Source organism: Mycobacterium sp. URHD0025, from assembly GCF_000426065.1.
Lineage (GTDB): Bacteria > Actinomycetota > Actinomycetes > Mycobacteriales > Mycobacteriaceae > Mycobacterium.
The window spans coordinates 185,026-203,334 of the sequence record NZ_AUEQ01000008.1 but is presented as its reverse complement, the minus strand read 5'-3'; the positions used below and the strand labels follow the sequence as shown (position 1 = coordinate 203,334).

Annotated in this window: 22 protein-coding genes; 10 read left to right on the top strand and 12 right to left on the bottom strand. The window is 66.6% G+C overall.

Annotated elements, in window-relative coordinates; translation table 11 throughout:
• Positions 1 to 46 precede the first annotated feature (46 nt).
• Positions 47 to 2,818 (bottom strand): helix-turn-helix transcriptional regulator, encoded by a 2,772-nt coding sequence (locus H977_RS0111285; protein WP_029107964.1) that lies wholly within the window; start codon positions 2,816 to 2,818, stop codon positions 47 to 49.
• A gap of 128 nt (positions 2,819 to 2,946) precedes the next feature.
• Here H977_RS0111285 and H977_RS0111280 point away from each other — a divergent pair, with 128 nt between their 5' ends.
• Positions 2,947 to 4,611 carry an FAD-binding protein gene (locus H977_RS0111280; RefSeq protein WP_029107963.1) on the top strand — a complete coding sequence of 555 codons (1,665 nt, stop codon included), beginning with the start codon at positions 2,947 to 2,949 and terminating at the stop codon, positions 4,609 to 4,611.
• A 3-nt stretch (positions 4,612 to 4,614) separates the two neighbouring features.
• Here H977_RS0111280 and H977_RS35235 read toward each other — a convergent pair whose 3' ends face one another.
• Complete coding sequence (locus tag H977_RS35235; protein WP_101906485.1) at positions 4,615 to 4,785, bottom strand: hypothetical protein; 171 nt, start codon at positions 4,783 to 4,785, stop codon at positions 4,615 to 4,617.
• 41 nt (positions 4,786 to 4,826) lie between these two features.
• On the opposite strand from H977_RS35235, the gene H977_RS0111270 reads away from it, so the two are divergent.
• Together H977_RS0111270 and H977_RS32945 are read left to right on the top strand one after the other, a co-directional pair.
• Positions 4,827 to 5,507 (top strand): hypothetical protein, encoded by a 681-nt coding sequence (locus H977_RS0111270; protein ID WP_029107962.1) that lies wholly within the window; start codon positions 4,827 to 4,829, stop codon positions 5,505 to 5,507.
• Between the two features lie 127 nt (positions 5,508 to 5,634).
• Complete coding sequence (locus H977_RS32945; protein ID WP_051288795.1) at positions 5,635 to 5,925, top strand: sigma factor-like helix-turn-helix DNA-binding protein; 291 nt, start codon at positions 5,635 to 5,637, stop codon at positions 5,923 to 5,925.
• A gap of 18 nt (positions 5,926 to 5,943) precedes the next feature.
• Here the strand turns inward: H977_RS32945 and H977_RS36045 are convergent, their stop codons facing one another.
• From H977_RS36045 to H977_RS0111250, 3 genes are read right to left on the bottom strand one after another with little or no spacing between them, the layout of a single operon-like run.
• Entirely contained in the window at positions 5,944 to 6,078 is a 135-nt protein-coding gene (locus tag H977_RS36045) for a hypothetical protein (RefSeq protein ID WP_286162635.1), read from the bottom strand.
• A gap of 39 nt (positions 6,079 to 6,117) precedes the next feature.
• The gene (locus H977_RS0111255) at positions 6,118 to 6,864 is read right to left on the bottom strand and encodes a class I SAM-dependent methyltransferase (protein ID WP_029107961.1); all 747 of its coding nucleotides are present in this window, start codon (positions 6,862 to 6,864) and stop codon (positions 6,118 to 6,120) included.
• 49 nt (positions 6,865 to 6,913) lie between these two features.
• Positions 6,914 to 7,312 carry a VOC family protein gene (locus H977_RS0111250; RefSeq protein WP_029107960.1) on the bottom strand — a complete coding sequence of 133 codons (399 nt, stop codon included), beginning with the start codon at positions 7,310 to 7,312 and terminating at the stop codon, positions 6,914 to 6,916.
• A 72-nt stretch (positions 7,313 to 7,384) separates the two neighbouring features.
• Here H977_RS0111250 and H977_RS0111245 point away from each other — a divergent pair, with 72 nt between their 5' ends.
• Positions 7,385 to 7,765 (top strand): nuclear transport factor 2 family protein, encoded by a 381-nt coding sequence (locus H977_RS0111245; RefSeq protein ID WP_029107959.1) that lies wholly within the window; start codon positions 7,385 to 7,387, stop codon positions 7,763 to 7,765.
• Positions 7,766 to 7,849: 84 nt separating this feature from the next.
• On the opposite strand, the gene H977_RS0111240 is transcribed toward H977_RS0111245, so the two are convergent.
• A complete protein-coding gene (locus H977_RS0111240; RefSeq protein WP_029107958.1) occupies positions 7,850 to 8,191 on the bottom strand; it encodes a DUF1801 domain-containing protein in 342 nt (113 codons plus the stop codon).
• Between the two features lie 171 nt (positions 8,192 to 8,362).
• Here H977_RS0111240 and H977_RS0111235 point away from each other — a divergent pair, with 171 nt between their 5' ends.
• Positions 8,363 to 8,746 (top strand): VOC family protein, encoded by a 384-nt coding sequence (locus H977_RS0111235; RefSeq protein WP_029107957.1) that lies wholly within the window; start codon positions 8,363 to 8,365, stop codon positions 8,744 to 8,746.
• Between the two features lie 35 nt (positions 8,747 to 8,781).
• Here the strand turns inward: H977_RS0111235 and H977_RS0111230 are convergent, their stop codons facing one another.
• The 3 genes from H977_RS0111230 to ychF all read right to left on the bottom strand — a co-directional run bounded on the left by H977_RS0111230 (position 8,782) and on the right by ychF (position 10,532).
• The gene (locus tag H977_RS0111230; protein WP_029107956.1) at positions 8,782 to 9,150 is read right to left on the bottom strand and encodes a type II toxin-antitoxin system VapC family toxin; all 369 of its coding nucleotides are present in this window, start codon (positions 9,148 to 9,150) and stop codon (positions 8,782 to 8,784) included.
• Entirely contained in the window at positions 9,137 to 9,343 is a 207-nt protein-coding gene (locus H977_RS0111225) for a type II toxin-antitoxin system VapB family antitoxin (RefSeq protein WP_029107955.1), read from the bottom strand. Before H977_RS0111225 ends, H977_RS0111230 begins: the two co-directional genes overlap by 14 nt.
• A 106-nt stretch (positions 9,344 to 9,449) precedes the next feature.
• Positions 9,450 to 10,532, bottom strand: coding sequence for a redox-regulated ATPase YchF (ychF, locus tag H977_RS0111220; protein ID WP_029107954.1), 1,083 nt, complete (start codon positions 10,530 to 10,532; stop codon positions 9,450 to 9,452).
• A gap of 84 nt (positions 10,533 to 10,616) precedes the next feature.
• Here ychF and H977_RS0111215 point away from each other — a divergent pair, with 84 nt between their 5' ends.
• Positions 10,617 to 11,798: a DUF6542 domain-containing protein gene (locus H977_RS0111215; RefSeq protein ID WP_029107953.1), complete on the top strand. Its 1,182-nt coding sequence runs from the start codon at positions 10,617 to 10,619 to the stop codon at positions 11,796 to 11,798.
• A gap of 66 nt (positions 11,799 to 11,864) precedes the next feature.
• Here H977_RS0111215 and H977_RS0111210 read toward each other — a convergent pair whose 3' ends face one another.
• Positions 11,865 to 12,887, bottom strand: coding sequence for a 4-hydroxy-3-methylbut-2-enyl diphosphate reductase (locus H977_RS0111210; RefSeq protein ID WP_029107952.1), 1,023 nt, complete (start codon positions 12,885 to 12,887; stop codon positions 11,865 to 11,867).
• Positions 12,888 to 12,950: 63 nt separating this feature from the next.
• Between H977_RS0111210 and H977_RS0111205 the strand changes: the two genes are divergently transcribed.
• The 4 genes from H977_RS0111205 to H977_RS0111190 are packed head-to-tail and all read left to right on the top strand — an operon-like array spanning position 12,951 to position 16,141.
• Positions 12,951 to 13,529 (top strand): lipid droplet-associated protein, encoded by a 579-nt coding sequence (locus H977_RS0111205; protein WP_029107951.1) that lies wholly within the window; start codon positions 12,951 to 12,953, stop codon positions 13,527 to 13,529.
• Entirely contained in the window at positions 13,526 to 14,755 is a 1,230-nt protein-coding gene (gene xseA, locus H977_RS0111200; protein ID WP_029107950.1) for an exodeoxyribonuclease VII large subunit, read from the top strand. The genes H977_RS0111205 and xseA overlap by 4 nt, the downstream gene beginning before the upstream one ends.
• 21 nt (positions 14,756 to 14,776) lie before the next feature.
• Positions 14,777 to 14,989: an exodeoxyribonuclease VII small subunit gene (locus H977_RS0111195; RefSeq protein ID WP_029107949.1), complete on the top strand. Its 213-nt coding sequence runs from the start codon at positions 14,777 to 14,779 to the stop codon at positions 14,987 to 14,989.
• A gap of 51 nt (positions 14,990 to 15,040) precedes the next feature.
• Entirely contained in the window at positions 15,041 to 16,141 is a 1,101-nt protein-coding gene (locus H977_RS0111190) for a 3-beta-hydroxysteroid dehydrogenase (protein ID WP_196808213.1), read from the top strand.
• Between the two features lie 19 nt (positions 16,142 to 16,160).
• Here the strand turns inward: H977_RS0111190 and H977_RS0111185 are convergent, their stop codons facing one another.
• Both H977_RS0111185 and H977_RS0111180 read right to left on the bottom strand, forming a co-directional pair.
• Complete coding sequence (locus H977_RS0111185) at positions 16,161 to 16,436, bottom strand: DUF1876 domain-containing protein (protein WP_029107947.1); 276 nt, start codon at positions 16,434 to 16,436, stop codon at positions 16,161 to 16,163.
• Positions 16,437 to 16,565: 129 nt separating this feature from the next.
• Positions 16,566 to 18,203, bottom strand: a complete 1,638-nt coding sequence (locus tag H977_RS0111180) for a fatty acyl-AMP ligase (protein WP_029107946.1) — start codon at positions 18,201 to 18,203, stop codon at positions 16,566 to 16,568.
• Positions 18,204 to 18,309 lie beyond the last annotated feature (106 nt).

Here is an 18,309-nt window from a genome sequence, read left to right as displayed (position 1 = left end):
GTGGGCTGTGCACCACGGGACTACGCGGGCCGGCTACGTAGCGGGGCTAGCCCGAAGGTGCCAGGGCACCCGGCAGCTCGCGGCGGGAGCTGATGCCGAGCTTCGTGTACACCTTGCGCAGGTGCCATTCCACGGTGTGTGGGCTGAGGAAGAGCTCCGCGCCGATCTTCGGGTTGGTCATTCCGGCGGCGGCCAACGCGGCGATCTGCGCCTCCTGCGGGGTCAGGCTGGTCGTCGGCCCGGCTTCCCGGCTTCGCACGTGCTCACCGGTGGCCAGCAGTTCGCGCCGCGCCCGTTCGGCGAACGCCGTGGCTCCCATGCCATCGAACATCTGGTGTGCGGTGCGGAGGTGTTCCCGCGCCAGTGCCCGCCGACGGTTCCGGCGCAACCACTCGCCGTAGAGCAGGTGGGTGCGTGCCACCTCGACGACCACGCGGTCGCGGGCAAGTTCCTCGATGGCCGTGCGGTACAGCGCGTCCGCCTCGTCATCGTCGGCGAGCAGGGCTCGGCTGCGCGCGCTGACGCCACGTGCCCAGCCGGAACCGGCCGCGCGCGTCAGTTCAACCAGACGATCGAGCGATGTCTGGGCCGCCCCGAGCTCGCCACACCGCACCGCGGCCTCGACATGCTCGACCAACGACAGCCCGGTGAAGTTGTAGCCGTCGTGCTCGATGCCCGCCCGGGCCACCGCGAGTGCCTCGTCGTACCGCGCCAGGCCGTTGTACAGCACTCCCTGGACATAGCCGGTGACCCCCAGGAGCGAGACCTCGCCGTGTTGGGCAGCACGGGCTTTGGCCTCCGCGATCGGGCCGGCAGCGGCATCCTCCTCACCGCGCCACGCGGCCAGCACCAGCGAGGCGTAGGCGTGTGGGGTTTGTCCGGTCGCGGTGGAGATCGCGTCGGCCTCGTCGATCATGCGGGCGGCCGTGGCGAAGTCGCCATGGTGGATGTAGACGCCACCCAGGTAGATCAGCGCCGGCGGCAACGCCCCGAGCGCACCGATGTCACGGGCGAGCCTCACCGCCCGGGTGGCGAAGGTGTCCCACGCGGGCAGATCCCACCCGTAGTGGATGAACGATTCCAGCGCGACCGGCACGAGCAGCAGCCATCGCATCGTCGCCTCACGGCTGTGCAGGTCCTCCTGCGCGAACGGTTCGAAGGCCCGGCGCAATGCCGGCACACCGGTCTCATAGCCGTCGGCCAGCAGGGTGGCGACGCCGTCCAACAGCAGGTCGGCGGCCTCGGAGTTCGACGGCGGAGCGCCGGAAGCCCGGGCGGCGACCGCCGCGGCCTTGGCGCCGGCGGCTCCGTGGACCCGGCCGGCGAAGACTGTCGCGCTGATCGCCTCCAGATAGGTCTCGCGGGCCAGTGGCGACCCGGCGGCCGTGAATTGCGCGGCGGCGTCGAGCAGCAATGGAGCCGCTTCGTCACTGCGACTGCGGCCGAACAGGATTCGGGCCCGCAGACGTGCCAGCCGGGCCTGGTCCAACGGGTCGAGCGGACACAAGCTGGCCAGGGTGGCCAACTCGGTCGCGCGATCCGGGGAGGCGGCCGAGAAATGTGCTTCGGCCGCCGCGAGCGCCCGCCGCCCGCGCTGCCAGAGGTCCGGGGTCAGCTCGGTGGCGCGCTCCAGCAGGACCGCCTCGGCCGCCATCCCACCGCGCTGCCGCGCCCGGCCCGCCGCGTGGTCCAAGCCCGCCGCGACCTCCTCGTCGGGCCCATCGGCGGCCTCCGCCGCGTGCCAGGCGCAGCGGTCCGGATCGAGAACCGGGTCGGTGACGGCCGCCAGGGCCCGGTGGACTGCCCGGCGCTCCTCGGGATCGGCCTGCCGGTACACCGCCGAGCGCACCAGCGGGTGGCGGAACCGGACGGACTCGCCGAATTCGATCAGACCGGCCGCCTTGGCGGGCGCGGCATCGGGCGCGATGTCCATCGCCTCGGCCGCGCGCACCAACAGCCGGGCCTCCCCGATCGGCTCCGCCGCCGCGATCAAAAGCAGCGTTCGGGTCGGCGCCGGCAGCATCTGGATCCGGTCGGCGAAGCCCTGTTCTATGCGACTCGACACCGATTCGCGGGCCGTCGCAGTCCCCGCCTCCATGCCGTAGGCGAGCTCAGCGGCACTGCGGCCGCGGTAGAGCTCGAGCAGCGCGAGCGGATTGCCGGAGGTCTCGGCGACCAGCCGATCGCGTACGCGCTCCTCGAGCCGCCCCTCCACCGCGGCCTCCAGCAGTTCACCGGCCGCTGCCGGCTCGAGACCTCCCAGCCGCAGTTCAGGCAGGTTCTTGAGGACCGCCTGGCCCTCTGGATCGCGCACGGAGTAGACCATCGCGACGGCCTCGGCCAACAGCCGGCGCGCCACGAACTCCAACGTCAGCACGGACACCTGATCCAGCCACTGGGCGTCGTCGACGATGACCAGTACGGGCTTTGTCTCTGAGGCCCGGGTGAGCAGGGTCAGAACCGCCAGGCCGACCAGGAACCGATCCGGCGGATCACCGGCGGCCAACCCGAAGGCGACCCGCAGCGCATCCCGCTGCGGCTCGGGCAGCGCATCGACCGTGCCGAGGAACGGTGCGCACAGTTGGTGCAGGCCGGCATAGGCGAGTTCCATGTCCGCCTCGATCCCGCGGGCGGTGGTCACGGTCATCCCCGAGGCCTGGGCCGCCACGAACTCCAACAACACCGATTTCCCGATGCCGGCCTCGCCCCGGATCACCGCTACCGCCGATTCACCCCGGCGCAGCCCGCTGAGCAGGTCGGTCAACTGCGTGCACTCGCGTTGCCTGCCAACCAGGTTGGGCAACGGGCTGGCACTCATGCGTACGGCTCCTGGCAGGGCTGGGCGGCACGGATGTGCACGGCTGGCGAGAAATCTACCGGGATTGTCACAAACCGTGACGCCGCCCGGTCGGTACTTATAACCAGTCGTCTGCCCCAGGAGATTCCATGTCACCCCGCGAACATCAGCTCGCCACGTCTGTCCTGGTGGTGGGGGTCGGGGGTGCCGGGTTGCGAGTGGCCATCGAACTCGCCGAGGCCGGCGTGGCGGTCACGGCAGTGGGCAAGCACACACCGGATGACGATCACACCGGTCTGACCCTCAGCGGGATCAACGCGGCGCTGGATACCGGCAACGGCTGGGAACAGCACGCGGCCGACACCCTGCTGGAAAGCCGCCTGCTGGCCGATCCACGCACCGTGCAGCGGGTCGCCCAGGGCGCCGCCCAAGGCATCCACGACCTGGAGCGCTTCGGCATGCGCTTCGAGCGTCACGACGCAGGACGGGCCACCGGGACCCATCCGTACCGGCGCAAGGCCGACGCCGGCGAAGTGCAACGCGTCCTGCGTGAACACGCGGTCCGGCTCGGGATCCCGATCCTCCCGACGGTTTATGTGACTCAGATCCTGGTGAACGACGGAGCGGTCTTCGGCGCCTACGGCTTCGATCTCGTCGACGGCGCACGGTATCTCGTGCATGCCGACGCGGTGGTCCTGGCGACAGGTGGCCACACCCGGATCTGGCGCCGGACATCGGCCCGCCGGGACGAGAACACCGGCGACTCGTTCCGCCTCGCCGCCGAGGCGGGCGCCGGATTGCGAGACGCCGAACTGGTGCAGTTCCGGCCATTCGGCTTACTCGGTCCCGAAAACGCGGCAGGGACACTGATCAGCGATTCGGTGTGCGAAGAGGGCGGTTTACTACTGAACACCGTCGGCGAACGGTTCATGACCCGATACGACCCCGAACACATGGAGCGCACCAGTCGGGACCGGGCCGCGATGGCGTCCTACGCCGAGATCACGGCGGGGCGCGGTACCCGGACCGGCGGGGTCTGGCTGGACCTGTCGCATCTGCCTGCCGAGAAGGTCATGACCCGACTGCCGCAGGTGTACCAGACCGTGTTGGAGCTCCAGGGGCGCGACGTCACCCGGGACCCGATCGAGGTGGCCCCGACCGCGCACTACTCGTTGGGCGGGGTCGCGGTCCGGCCCCAGGACCACGGCACCGAGGTCGACGGGCTGTTCGTCACCGGCGAAGCCACCACCGGATTGCACGGCGCGGGCCTGCTGGACGGAAACTCCTTGATCGCGGTGATGGTCTACGGCCGGCTGACCGGGCAAGCCGCAGCCGACTACTCGGCGCGGCTCACCGCCCAGCGTCGCTCACTGGCGGCGGTCCGTGAAGCTGAGGCGCAAGTCGACCGACTGCTGGCCGCCGATGGCGGTGAGAACATCCGCGGGTTGCAGCGTGCGGTGCGCAACCTGATGACCGAGCACGCCGGAGTGGTCCGAGACGAGACCGGCCTGCTCTCCGGATTGGCAGCGCTCGGGGAGATCGAGGCGCGCATCGCCGACGTGGGTGTGCACACCGACATCAGCGGCTTCGCGGACCTGGCGCACGCCTTCGACCTCCGGTCCGCAGTGCTTTCCGCCCGCGCCACGCTCGAGTGTGCGCTGGAACGACGTGAGACCCGGGGCTGCCACATCCGTTCCGACTACCCCGATCTCGACCCGGCGCTGCGGGTGAACCTGGTGTGGTCACCGCACCACGGCGTGCGCCGCGAGCCGGTCGCACCGATACCCACCGACATTGCCGAGTTGATGCAGTAGGAGTCAGCGCTTCGGTTCGCCGTGCTCGGCCTCGGCCAACCGCTGGTGCAGACGCTCGCGAATGTCCTGCGGGGTGTAGGCATTTCGGCGACGCTGATCACGCGCCACCATCACGCCACCCGCGACGACACCGGCGACACCGGCCAGTCCGACCCACTTCCAGATACTGCGCATGCTCAAAGTGTGCCTAAGCTTCGGTGGTGAAAGCGAACACGGTGTCGTTGACCAAGGCGCTGGAGGAAACCCGCACCGGTGACATCTGGCTGTTTCGCGGTGGCTCCGGTCCGGACCGGGCGATCCAGACCCTCACCAACAGTCCCGTCAACCACGTCGGGATGACCGTGGCCATCGACGACCTGCCACCGCTGATCTGGCACGCCGAGCTCGGCGACAAGCTGCTCGACATGTGGACCGGCACCAACCATCGCGGGGTGCAACTCAACGATGCCCGCGAAGTCGTGGAACGATGGGCGCACAGCTATGGGCAGCGCTGCTGGTTGCGTCAGCTCACCCCGTTCGCGTCCCGAGAGCAGGAAGACAACCTCCTCAAGGTGATCGCCCGGATGGACGGCACGGCCTTCCCCACCACCGCGCGGCTCACCGGTCGCTGGCTTCGCGGGCGGATACCCGGCGCAGGCGATTTCACGCGGGGAATCCCGTTTGTGCACAGCAAGGTTCGCGAGTCCACCGAGCGCAAGAAGGCCCGCACCCGTCAGGTCGGGCTCGAGACCGCCTACTGTGCCGAAACCGTGGCCATCACCTATGAGGAGATGGGCCTGGTGACCACCGAGAAGCACTACAACTGGTTCGATCCGGGCTCGTTCTGGAGTGGTGACGAGTTGCCGCTGGCGGCCGGCTACAGGTTGAGCGACGAGATCTCCGTGATCATCGACTGACCCCGTCTATACCTGCTGGCAGGTATAGACGGATTGCCGTCAGCGGTGAGGCATTCGGAAACCCGAACGGCAAAGCTGGATGCGACGACCGCACCAGCCCCGGAGACCCCCAGATGTTGACAGTCGAATGGCCGACCGACCAGATGCTGGAGCCCACCAGCAACCTGCTCCGCCATGGGGCACCGATGAAGTGAACGCCGCACTGCGCCGCATGCTCGTCGCCGAGGCGATGGCAGGACTACCGGAGGCGCACCGCGCTGTTCTCAGCCGGGCGTACTACCTGGGTTGGACGACCGGGAAGATCGCCGACGATCTCGGGATTGCCGAGGGCACGGTCAAATCCCGGCTGCACGACGTGCTGCGCCGCCTGAAGATGAGTCTGGCCGAGATGGGGTGCGACACCACGCCCGGGACATAACACAGGCGCGGTCCCTGATCAGGCAGATGCACCCAGGGCGTGCTTGACCAACTCGACGTCCAGCGTCGGAACCTGAACATCGAATGACGCGGTGGCACATGCGAGATCGAATGCGGTGAACTTCGGTCCGATGACTTTCTCACGATGCCACAAGCGCGGAGTGTATCGGCGTTGGCGCTGCACCGCCTGTTGTCAGACCCTCCCGCGCGCGGCCCACGCGGTGGCGCTGACAGTGAAGGGTCCGTCACCCAGACGGTCGCGAGCCACCGATGCGAGACGTGCTCGAGCGACATCGTCCAAGCCCTGGACATAGTCACCAGCGGGACCCACGCCGAATGTGTATGGCTCCCACCAGTCCTCGAAGGTGGCATGTACAAGGTCGACAGTCAGGGGGCGCTCGTCCACGTCGCGCAGGCCGGCCGCTTCGAGTATCTCGGTCAGGTGGCCCCTGTGCGCGCCGGAGAGCAGCGCTTCATCCTCGGCTTCTGGGGCGATGACGTGAACAGCCTCCCAGAACGGCGCCAGCGCGCCGGTCGGACCGTCCCACACGCATGCTGCGATGACGCCGTCAGGCCGAGTCACCCGCGCCATCTGCCTCACACCGGCCACCGGATCCGACATGAAGTGCACGACCAATTGCGCCAGGGATGCATCGAAATCGGCTGTGTCGTATGGCAATTCCTCTGCAGTCCCCCGCCGCGCGTCGACATCCGGAAATCGTGCGCGGATCGCGTCGATGAACGGCGGCGACGGATCGATAGCCGTGACGTTGGCTCCGACCGACAGCAGTTGCGCGGTCAGCGCGCCCGGCCCACATCCCACGTCGAGCACCTTGTCACCCGCACCGACCCCGGAAAATGCCGCGAACATCTCCGCAAGAGGCTCGGCGTACCGGCCCATGAAGCGCGTATAGGCGTCCGGAGGGACAACAAAACCCACGAGGAAATGCTACGTCGCCGGCTCTTTCAGGAGACCGATTCGCCGACCGCTAGACCCCGAACTTGGCGCGAGCCTCACCGGTGACCGGAGTGAACAAGTTGACGAGATTTCCGTCGGGATCGCGGAACAGCAGCGCCCGATTGCCCCACGGCATCGTCGTCGGCTTGGTGACAACGTCATGCAACCGGTCGCTGAGGCGCTCATAGTCCGCGTCCACATCGTCGACGATGAACTCGATGATCGCGCTCCGGTTGGCTGCGGGCTCGGCCGCCCCGACGCCGAAAAGCGGGACTGTCTTGTCGCTACCGATGGCCAAAGTACCTGCGGGCGTGGGAATCTCTGCGAACAGTTCGTTGGCCCAGACGGCGTCGGCTGCGGTGACCGCCTCGTAGAACGAGACGAGACGCTGCACGTCGGCGGTGATGAGCCGGATCGAGACAAGCTTCATTCAGCACACGCTAGACACAGGCACCGACATTTCGCCTCAGCGTTCGACCAGTGCACCGATACCGTTCTTGCCATGGCTGACGACAATCTGCGGACTGCTCTTGAGGCACATTGGGCGTCATCCGACGTCAACGACTTCGACGCCGAGCATCGGATCTACCGGGGTGACGCGGTCCTCGACTATCCCCAATCAGGTGAGCGGATCCGCGGGCGGGACAGGATTCAGGCTTCCCGCGAAGCCCAGCCCAATGCCAAGCGTTTCACGGTCCGCCGCATCGTCGGTGCCGGTGACCTGTGGATCAGCGAACTCGTGATGACCTACGACGGGCAACCGTCCTATGTGGTGAGCATCATGGAATTCGTGGAGGGCGAAGTCGTCCACGAGACGCAGTACTTCGGGGATCCGTTCAGTCCCGGGCCATCCCGTACTCAGTGGGTCGAATCGATGGAGTGACTGGGGAACTCACCCGTCGAAGCGGAACTCCACCGCGTCGCATCACCGAGAGACGTCGGGCTGGTGAACGATCGCGTCAGCGCATCAACCGCGGTTGACCCTGACGGCCTCTTGAATCAGCGCTTTGAACGCATCCGCATCCAACTCGTCGTCCTCGCGCAGATCAATCGAACGTCTGACCGGCGCCTCTAGGCTGGCGTTGAACAAATGGTCTGGATCGCTCACGGACGAGCCTTTGGCGAAAGTCAACTTGACCTTGCCCTTGTACATTTCCAGCGTGCAGATCAGGCCGTCCAGTGAGAACGCCGGCACGCCATCGGGGTTCGATGGCTTGCGCCACTTGATCTCCTCGACGACGTCGGGCTCAGCTTGTTTGATCAACGACCGGATCTCATCGACCCGATCGACGCGCCAATCCCCACTCACAGCCGACAATCTACTCCAACCAAACGGGGTCCTGACCGCCTGACAAGCGTGGGCCGTTCGCACGAAAATGAGGCCTGATGCGTGCATTCCCCCACGCTCGGCGCGGGAATCAATCGCTGCGCGTGCGAGGATCTACTCGAGCGCCAATTGTCCAAATGCCCGGGAGCAGCAATGGCAAACCGCTGGTCTGGAGTGACCATCGACTGCGCCGATCCGGTACAGATGTCGACCTTCTGGGCTGCCGTGCTCGGCATTCCGGCATCGAACGAGCACGGGGACGATCCGAACTGGGCGACGGTGGGTTCGCGCTCGGCACCGCTTCCCCGCCTCACCTTCCAGCGCGTACCTGAACCGAAGGCCGGAAAGGTACGCGTTCACCTGGATGTAGAGGTCGACGACATCGAAGCCGGACGGCAACGGGTCGAGGAACTCGGCGGACGCTTCTCGGGCTTTCGGCACGAATACAACGAGGGCGTCGTGTTGAACATGCTGGATCCCGAGGGCAACGAGTTCTGTCTGGTCCAGTACTTCGACAAGCCCGCTGCTACACGTTGAACCGGAACTCCACCAAATGCCGTTGCCAAACAACGTCACCCGTCGAAGACGACGATGCCGCAATCTTCAGAAGCCGCTTTGAGTCGTTTGTCCCTGGTCCATAGTGGTCCGCCACCCGCCAACGCCACAGCCCCGAGGAGATGAACATCGATTGCGCTCAATCCTCGGTCCCACAGTCGGCGACGTTCGACCAGATGAAGCACCTCAGCGTGCGTGGCAGTCGGGAACTGGTAGAGGTTTGACAGCAAGCCGAGCACGTCGTCGCGCTTCTTGATCGAACCCAACGACAATTCCTCAATGACCAACGGATGGCAGCCGATTTCATCGAGGGCGAGCAAACTGATCAGTCGCGGCTCTGCGGCGTGCAGATGGTCAATCCAAATCGACGTGTCAACGAGAATCATCGGCAGACGTCCTCCGCCGGGGAGCGGCCTTCGCGTGAAGGTCCGTGCCGCCGAGGGCCGCCAGGCGGCGACCACTCTCGACTCGGATAAGCGTCTCCAAGCCTTGCCGGAGCAGCGCCACGTTTTCCGACACACCGGTGAGTTCTGCCGCTTTCGCCAGCAAGGCATCGTCGATAGTCACAGTCGTTCGCATCTGACACCTCCAGGTGCATCAATTGATGCACCTAATGATGCCATGGATCTGTTCGACAGGGTTCGGAAGCCTTGATGTGGCAGCAGTCGTTGGAACCGAAACTCAGCTACACGTTGAAACGGAACTCCACCACGTCCCCGTCAGCCATGACGTAGTCCTTGCCCTCCATCCGGACCTTGCCCGCGGCCTTGGCGGCGGCCATCGAACCGGCCTCGACGAGGTCGTCGAACGACACCACCTCGGCTTTGATGAAGCCCTTCTCGAAGTCGGTGTGGATCACGCCGGCCGCCTTGGGAGCGGTATCGCCCTGATGGATCGTCCACGCCCGTGATTCCTTGGGCCCGGCCGTCAGATAGGTCTGCAGTCGCAACGTGTGGAAGCCGGCCCGGGCCAGCGCGTCCAGGCCACGCTCGGTCTGCCCGATCGACTCCAGCAGCTCGTTGGCCGACTCGTCGTCGAGCTCGATCAGCTCGGATTCGATCTTGGCGTCCAGGAACACCGCGTCGGCAGGAGCCACGAGCGCGCGCAGCTCTGCCTGCTTGGCCGCATCGGTGAGCACCGACTCGTCGGCGTTGAACACGTACAGGAACGGCTTGGTGGTCATGAGGTTGAGCTCACGCAGCACCGACCAGTCCTGGGCCGAGGAGACCGTAGAAGACAAAGTCTTGCCGCCATCCAGTACCGCCTGGGCCGCGACCGCCGCTTCCAGCACCGGCTTGCGTTCCTTGTTGTTGCGGGCTTCCTTCTCCAGGCGCGGCACCGCCTTCTCCAGCGTCTGCATGTCGGCGAGGATCAGCTCGGTCTCGATCACCTCGATGTCCGAGCGCGGGTCGACCCGGCCGTCGACGTGGACCACGTCGTCGTCGGCGAACACGCGAACCACCTGACAGATGGCGTCGCACTCGCGGATGTTGGCGAGGAACTTGTTGCCGAGGCCGGCGCCCTCGGATGCGCCTTTGACGATGCCTGCGATATCGACGAACGTCACCGGCGCCGGCACCGTCTTCTCCGAGCCGAAGATCTCGGCGAGCTTGTCGAGCCGGGGATCGGGCAGCGGAACCACGCCCTCATTGGGCTCGATGGTCGCAAACGGATAGTTGGCCGCCAACACGTCGTTACGCGTCAGGGCATTGAACAGAGTCGACTTTCCGACGTTGGGCAAACCGACGATTCCCAGGTTCAGGCTCACAGGGACCACAGTCTAAGCCGGTGTGATCGGCACGCCAGCGCGAGCTGGCAGCACGCGGCCAGAAAGAGCCGGTACGGTCAACGTGTGTCAGGACAGCGCGCACAGTCGGCAGTGCCGGCTGACCATCGCTCTGTACACCCGCGATTCGCCGGTGTGCCGTGGTGGGGTGCTGTGCTGGTGGCGGTCACGGCTACCGCGATCGGCTTTGCTTTCGACGCCGGCTCGGGTGATCGCGAGCTCAGCTCGGTGTTCGGTTTCTGCTATTCCGTCGGTTGCCTTTTGGCTGTTCTGGTGGTGCAGCAGGCCGGCCTGTTCACCGCCGTGATCCAGCCCCCACTCATCCTTTTCGTCGCTGTGCCAGGGTCGTATTTCCTGTTTCACGGCGGCCAGCTGGCCGGCGTGAAAGACCTGGCGATCAACTGCGGATATCCGCTGATCGAACGCTTCCCGCTGATGTTGTTCCTCTCGGCCGCGGTGCTGCTGATCGGACTGGGCCGGTGGTATGTCGGTCTGACGTCACATCGCGGAGCCGACCCGGCCGAGGCATCTGACTCCGGAGCGGCCAAAACCGCCAAAGCGTCGCCCGCCACGGCGATTGTGTCATCTGTCACAGCGAAACTTTCCGGGCTGGTTCTCCGCAAACCCGCCACCACGACTGCGCGCCGGGACAGGACGGCCTCTTCGGCAGGGGCGGCGGATGCGCCGCCGCGGCGGCGCCCGTCCGAACGGCCTGCCCGACGACGCCCGGCCGGCGCCGAGCCCGGCACGGGCGCGGCAGCGGCGGCCGGGACAGCTTCTGGGCGACCCCGCGGCGAGCGGAGGCCGACCAAGCGCCCCGCAGCCGCTCGGCCCCGTCCCAGCCGTGCCGCCGAGGGCGATCTGGGCAGCGAGGTCGACGCGGCGATGCCCGAGCGGCCACGTCGGCCCAGGCCCCCGCGATCTGCCGAGCCCGGAACCGGCGAGCCCCGCCGACGCGTGCGGACTCAGCCGCGCAAACAGCCCCCGCCGGAGCGACGCGACACAGGTGGATTCGAGGTCCCACGTGAGCGGCCGCAGCGGCAGCGCCGCCGGTTCGACGACTATCAGCCGTTCGAGGATTCATTCGATCCGCCGACCGGCTCCGGCCGCTCTACCCACCACCCGGTGTCGCGGGTGCGCTATCGCGGTTCTGACGACGAGGATCACCGGGTCGAGCACCGGACACGGCCCCGCTCACCCAAGGGTGCGGCAGCCAGGGGCCGTCACTCGTGGGATCACGACGACTGAGCATCAACTGACGAGCAGACGCCGAACCCCCCTTTTCCATGGCGAAAAGGGGGGTTCGGCGTGTGCTCAGGAAACCTGGGAGCGCGGCGGGCGGATCTCACGCGGCAGCGCGAACACCAACGTCTCGTTGGCGGTGGTCACCGGCTGCACGGTCCCGTAGCCGTAGTCCGCAAGCCGCTCGAGCACACCGCGCACCAGCACCTCGGGCACCGAGGCTCCAGACGTGACGCCCACTGTGGTGACGCCCTCCAGCCAGGCCGGGTCGATGTCCTCGGCGTAATCCACGAGGTGCGAAGCCTGCGAGCCGGCGCCGAGTGCCACCTCGACCAACCGCACCGAGTTCGACGAGTTGCGCGAACCCACCACGATCACCAGTTCGCATTCGGGAGCCATCGCCTTGACCGCCACCTGACGGTTCTGCGTCGCGTAGCAGATGTCGTCGCTCGGCGGATCCTGCAATGTCGGGAACTTGTCGCGGAGCCGACGCACCGTCTCCATGGTCTCGTCGACGCTCAGCGTGGTCTGCGAAAGCCAGATCACCTTGTTCGGGTCCCGCACCGTGACGTTGTCCACCGCGTCAGGATTGTCGACCACCTGGACGTGCTCGGGCGCCTCACCGGCGGTGCCGACCACCTCTTCGTGACCTTCGTGACCGATCAGCAGGATGTCGTAATCGTCGCGGGCGAATCGCTTGGCCTCGTTGTGCACCTTGGTGACCAGCGGGCAGGTGGCGTCGATGACCTGCAGGCTGCGCTCGGCGGCGGTTTCGTGGACGGTCGGGGCGACGCCGTGCGCCGAGAACACCACGATCGCCCCTTCGGGAACCTCGTCGGTCTCGTCGACGAAGACGGCGCCGGCCTTCGCCAGGGTCTCCACCACGTGCTTGTTGTGCACGATCTCGTGCCGCACGTAGACCGGCGCGCCGTGCTTCTCCAAGGCCCGTTCGACGGTCTCGACGGCACGATCCACACCCGCGCAATATCCGCGGGGCTCGGCCAGCAGGACCCGTTTGCCCGAAGCGTGCGAACCACCGCCTGACCTCACCGAGCTGGTGGCACCCGGGATACCCATGTTGATTGTCGGCGGCATGTCTCCAGGGTACGGGGCGACATCGCAACGGAGCCAGCCGTGGCTGTGGCTAGTCTGGTGCTCATGGGAACCGCACCGTATGGGGTCCGGCTGCTGGTTGGTGCCGCCGCTACCGCCCTGGAAGAAACTCGCAAGTTACCTCAGACGATCCTCACCTATCCCATGACGATGGCCAGTCAGGCGGCGAACCTCGTCATGCACGTCCAGCAGAACCTGGCTGAGCTGGTGGTGAAGGGCGACGAGACACTCGAGCAGCTGTTTCCGCCCAAGGACGAGCAACCCGAGTGGGCCACGTTCGACGAAGATCTCGAGTCCGACTCGGGTGAGGACGCCGACTCGCCCGGAGCCGGTGACGGCGAGCGGCGCACCGAGGGACGGTTCGCCCTGTACAGCACCGGCGAGCCCGAGTCGGCCGGCCCGACGAACGGCAAGGCCGCACGTGCCACCACCGCGGGCGCAGCACCGGACATCGCGGGCGAGCTCGGGTACGACGCGCTGACCCTGGCGCAGCTGCGCGCCCGGTTGACCTCACTGCGGGTGGCCGACCTCGAAGCGCTGCTGGCCTACGAAGAGGCCGGCCGGGCCCGTGCACCGTTCGTCACGCTGCTCGCCAACAGGATCACCCGCGCGACCGCGAAGTGACCGAACCGGGTCAGTCACCGGAGAACCCCTGGCCGGTCCGCGCAGTGGCGACCCGCGTCGCCAAATGGATCGACCGGCTCGGCACCGTCTGGGTCGAGGGGCAGCTGACCGAACTCAAGGTCCGCCCGGATTCCAAGACGGTCTTCATGGTGCTGCGGGATCCGGCGGCCGACATGTCGCTGACGCTGACCTGCCCGCGCGATCTGGTGCGCAATGCCCCGGTCAAGCTGACCGAGGGCACCCAGGTGATCATCTGCGGTAAACCGAATTTCTACACCGGCCGCGGCACATTCTCGTTGCGGGTCAGCGAGATTCGCGCAGTCGGCATCGGCGAGCTGTTGGCCCGGATCGAGCGGCTGCGGCGGCTGCTGGAGGCCGAGGGACTGTTCGATCCGCGGCTCAAACGGCCGATCCCGTTCCTGCCCAACACCATCGGCCTCATCACCGGCCGCGCATCGGCCGCCGAGCGTGACGTGACGACGGTCGCCGCCGGTCGCTGGCCGGCGGTCCGCTTCGCGATTCGCAACACCATCGTGCAGGGGCCCAACGCCGTACCGCAGATCGTCGAAGCCCTAGCGGCCCTTGACCTTCAGCCCGAGGTCGATGTCATCGTCCTGGCCCGCGGCGGCGGCAGCGTCGAGGATCTGCTGCCGTTTTCCGACGAGACGCTGTGCCGGGCCATCGCCGCGTGCCGCACCCCGGTGGTCAGCGCGATCGGCCACGAACCCGACACTCCCCTGTCCGATCTCGTCGCCGACGTCCGCGCGGCCACGCCGACCGACGCGGCCAAGCGGATCGTGCCCGACGCGGCCGCCGAGCAGGCGCTGATCAACGATCTGCATCGGCGCAGCGCCCGCGCGCTACGCAACTGGGTGCACCGCGAGCAACATCATCTGGAGCAGTTGCGCAGCCGTCCGGTACTGGCGCAGCCCTTGGCGGCGCTCGCCGCGCGCGCCGACGAGATCGCGCGCGCCCGGGCCACTGCCGAACGCGACATCACCCGCAAGATCGCCGCGGAGGCCGACACCGTCGGGCACCTGGCGGCGCGACTGACCTCGCTGGGTCCGGCGGCCACGCTGGCCCGGGGATATGCGGTGGTCCAGGCGGTTCCGGCGTCCGGTGCACCGACAGTGCTGCGTACTGTGGCCGACGCGCCGAACGGCACCCGCTTGCGGGTCCGGGTGTCCGACGGAGTGATCTCGGCTGTCAGCGACGGCAGCGAGTAGAGGGGTGTGAGGATCGTGAGCATTAAGCCCATTAGTGAACTGGGATATGAAGAGGCCCGCGACGAACTGATCGCTGTCGTGCAGCAGCTGGAGCAGGGCGGGCTGGACCTCGATGCTTCGCTCACCCTCTGGGAACGTGGCGAGAAGCTGGCACAACGCTGTGAAGAACATTTAGCTGGCGCACGGCAGCGGGTCGAGGAGGCACTCGCAGCGCGCGAGTCCGACGACGGTTGACCCAGCAATCGTCTTCACTGGTGACGCTCGAAACTGGAACCTGTTTCAGTTATGCTGCCCGTCATGGGTGACGCATCTCTGACCACTGAACTCGGCCGCGTCCTGGTGACCGGTGGCTCCGGCTTCGTCGGCGCCAACCTGGTGACCGAGCTGCTCGACCGCGGATATGCCGTGCGCTCGTTCGACCGCGCGCCGTCACCGCTGGGCGATCACGCCGGCCTGGAGGTCATCGAGGGCGACATCTGCAACCCGGAAACGGTGGCCGCGGCCGTCAAGGACATCGACACGATCATTCACACTGCGGCGATCATCGACCTGATGGGCGGCGCCTCGGTCACCGACGAGTACCGGCAGCGCAGCTTCGCCGTCAACGTCGAGGGCACCAAGAACCTGGTGCACGCGGGCCAGGCGGCCGGCGTGAAGCGCTTCGTCTACACCGCCTCCAACAGTGTGGTGATGGGCGGACAGGACATCGTCAACGGTGACGAGACCATGCCGTACACCAACCGGTTCAACGACCTCTACACCGAGACCAAGGTCGTGGCCGAGAAGTTCGTGCTCTCCCAGAACGGTGAGCAGGGCATGCTGACGTGTTCGATCCGGCCCAGCGGCATCTGGGGCCGCGGCGATCAGACCATGTTCCGGAAGGTGTTCGAGAACGTACTGGCCGGACACGTCAAGGTGCTCGTCGGCAACAAGAACATCAAGCTGGACAACTCCTACGTGCACAACCTGATCCACGGGTTCATCCTGGCCGGCCAGCACCTGGTCCCCGGTGGCACCGCGCCCGGTCAGGCCTACTTCATCAACGACGGCGAGCCGATCAACATGTTCGAGTTCGCCCGTCCGGTGATCGCGGCATGCGGTCGCAAGTTGCCCACCTTCTACGTGTCAGGACGCCTGGTGCACAAGGTGATGATGGCGTGGCAGTGGCTGCACTTCAAGTTCGCCCTCCCCGAGCCGTTGATCGAACCCCTTGCGGTGGAACGGCTTTACCTCAACAACTACTTCTCGATCGGCAAGGCCGGACGCGATCTGGGCTACCAGCCGTTGTTCACCACCGAGAAGGCCATGACCGAGTGCATGCCGTACTACACGGACCTGTTCCATCAGATGGAGACCGAGGCGGCCAAGCAGCCGGTCACCGCCTAGCTCGATCGCCGCGCGGCGGTCAGCGGTACAGGTGCACCGGATGGTGCGTGGACTGTTCGATACGCGCCGACGCCTCGTGCAGTAGTTCGGTTCCCAGCGTGATGAGCGCGCGCGCCGCCGCGATCTCCTCACCGATCATCGGCGCCCCGGGGTCTCTGGGATTGCGGTAGGCATCGCCTGTAGTGGACATCGTGTCGTCGCGCAGCTGCGCACGCGCCGAGGCATGGGTATGAACGTCGTCCTCGGAAAACTCGATCTCGACGAGCCATTTGTTGGTCAGATCCTTGTCGTACATGTCAATCAGCCTCCACCTCTAGGGTGCGCCGGATACGTCCCGCACACCAGGGCGCGCCGTGATGAACAGGTGGCGAACCATGGCCAGGAACGTCACGGCCCACACCGCCGACGCACGGAGTTTGGCGAGTCAATGGCCGACCAGGGACAACGCGTGCCCGCGACGAAGCTTGCCCGACGGCGTTTTCGGGATCGCTCCCGGCGGTAGGACGACAACGGTGCGTGGCCGTGCGTCGACCTCTGTCACCACATGATGGGCGACGTCATGCTGGATACGGCGAACCTCGCCATGGTCATCGAAAGCGTGCGATTCCACTGCGACGGCGAAGGACTCCGTCGAACGGCCGGAATGCAGTCGCACCGCAACGGCGCAACCCGGTCGCACGCCCTCGACACGACTGGCGGCGCGCTCGATGTCGGTCGGATGGATGTTGCGTCCGGCCATGATGATGACGTCCTTGACCCGGCCGCAGACCACGATGTGGCCGTTCTCCGTCAGGTAGCCCAGGTCGCCGGTGTCGTACCAACCCCGCTCGTCCTGAGCCGGCACAAATCCCGCCGCCGTGGTGTAACCGCGGGTCAGCGATTCACCGCGAACCTGGATCACTCCGACGCCGCGGGCCGGCAGCACCTTCCCGTCCTCATCGACAACGCGGGCTTCGAGCCCACTCAGCAGCGGGCCCAGTGTCGCCAGCCGGCGACGATTACCGTTCTTGGCCGGCACCGCACGTCGCAGCGTCGCCAGGATGTCATCGTCCACCTCATCGACCACCAGGCCGGAGTTGCACTCCGAGAACGAAACCGCGACCGTGGTCTCGGCCATGCCGTACGCCGGCAGAATCGCTTCCGGTCGCAAGCCGAACGGCTTGCCCGCAGCGCACAGATCCTCGACGTCGGCCGGCTCGACCTGCTCGGCACCCGACAACGCCCACCGCAACGTCGACAGGTCGAACTCGCCGGGTGTGGCCTGCCTACGCAACCGCTTGGCCAACAGTGCATAGGCGAAGTTCGGCGCGGCGGTCATCGTGCCCTTGTACTTGTCGATGAGCCGCGCCCACAGCAAGGTGTCCTGCAGGAAATCCATTGGCGTGATCTTGACCAGCTCTGCGCCGAAGTACATCGGAACCGTCAGGAACCCGGTCATCCCCATGTCGTGGAACAACGGAAGCCAGCTGATGATCACGTCGGTTTCCAGGTCGAACTCGGCGCCGACGAACATCGCCTCAGCGTTGGAACACACATTGCGGTGGGTGATTTGAACCGCTTTGGGAGGTCCCGTCGATCCCGATGTCAGTTGCAGCAATGCCAGGTCGTCGTCATCGACGTGGATCGGTTCGATCGGCTCCGCGGCAAGAAGTTCATCAATGGTGACAACGGCCAGGCGGCGTTCAGCCAGCGCGGGCGCGGCAGCCAGAAACGGCTCGGATATCACAACGGTGCCGGCGTCGACGGCCTCGACCACCTCGGTCGTTTCAGCAGCCCATTGCACGAGGTCGGTGCGAGGGGTGGGTTGGTGCAGCATGGTCAGGCTGGCGCCACGCATCCACACCGCCTGCGCGGTCGGCGCGACCTCGACCGGAAGTCCGGCCAGCACCGCGATCGCGTCGCCGTGGCCTACACCCGCCGCGGCGAGGCCGCCCGCGATCCGCCGCGCGCGCTGATGCACCTGCTCCCAGCTATGCCGCACCGGCGCATGCGGTTCACCGGTGACCATCCCCCTGGAGCTCGCGTGCGCGTTTGCGTACATCGTCTCGGTGAATCTGCTCATGGATCCCCCCTGAACCCATTTCGCCGCGTTTCCGCGAGTGATTCGTCCCTGAAAAACGCACGTAGTCATCGGCGATGCTCGCACCACTGTCAGAGCAATCGCAGAC

What these genes read in the sequence shown, in the direction of transcription:
- H977_RS0111245 (WP_029107959.1), top strand. Translation starts at nt 7,385, where the DNA reads ATGGCTGACGACAATCTGCGGACTGCTCTTGAGGCACATTGGGCGTCA.
- H977_RS0111205 (WP_029107951.1), top strand. Translation starts at nt 12,951, where the DNA reads ATGGGAACCGCACCGTATGGGGTCCGGCTGCTGGTTGGTGCCGCCGCT.
- H977_RS35235 (WP_101906485.1), bottom strand. Translation starts at nt 4,785, where the DNA reads ATGCGCAGTATCTGGAAGTGGGTCGGACTGGCCGGTGTCGCCGGTGTC.
- H977_RS0111210 (WP_029107952.1), bottom strand. Translation starts at nt 12,887, where the DNA reads ATGCCGCCGACAATCAACATGGGTATCCCGGGTGCCACCAGCTCGGTG.
- H977_RS32945 (WP_051288795.1), top strand. Translation starts at nt 5,635, where the DNA reads ATGGCCGACCGACCAGATGCTGGAGCCCACCAGCAACCTGCTCCGCCA.
- H977_RS0111280 (WP_029107963.1), top strand. Translation starts at nt 2,947, where the DNA reads ATGTCACCCCGCGAACATCAGCTCGCCACGTCTGTCCTGGTGGTGGGG.
- H977_RS0111230 (WP_029107956.1), bottom strand. Translation starts at nt 9,150, where the DNA reads ATGATTCTCGTTGACACGTCGATTTGGATTGACCATCTGCACGCCGCA.
- H977_RS0111190 (WP_196808213.1), top strand. Translation starts at nt 15,041, where the DNA reads ATGCTGCCCGTCATGGGTGACGCATCTCTGACCACTGAACTCGGCCGC.
- H977_RS0111185 (WP_029107947.1), bottom strand. Translation starts at nt 16,436, where the DNA reads ATGTACGACAAGGATCTGACCAACAAATGGCTCGTCGAGATCGAGTTT.
- H977_RS0111250 (WP_029107960.1), bottom strand. Translation starts at nt 7,312, where the DNA reads ATGAAGCTTGTCTCGATCCGGCTCATCACCGCCGACGTGCAGCGTCTC.
- H977_RS0111225 (WP_029107955.1), bottom strand. Translation starts at nt 9,343, where the DNA reads ATGCGAACGACTGTGACTATCGACGATGCCTTGCTGGCGAAAGCGGCA.
- H977_RS0111180 (WP_029107946.1), bottom strand. Translation starts at nt 18,203, where the DNA reads ATGAGCAGATTCACCGAGACGATGTACGCAAACGCGCACGCGAGCTCC.
- H977_RS0111235 (WP_029107957.1), top strand. Translation starts at nt 8,363, where the DNA reads ATGGCAAACCGCTGGTCTGGAGTGACCATCGACTGCGCCGATCCGGTA.
- H977_RS0111285 (WP_029107964.1), bottom strand. Translation starts at nt 2,818, where the DNA reads ATGAGTGCCAGCCCGTTGCCCAACCTGGTTGGCAGGCAACGCGAGTGC.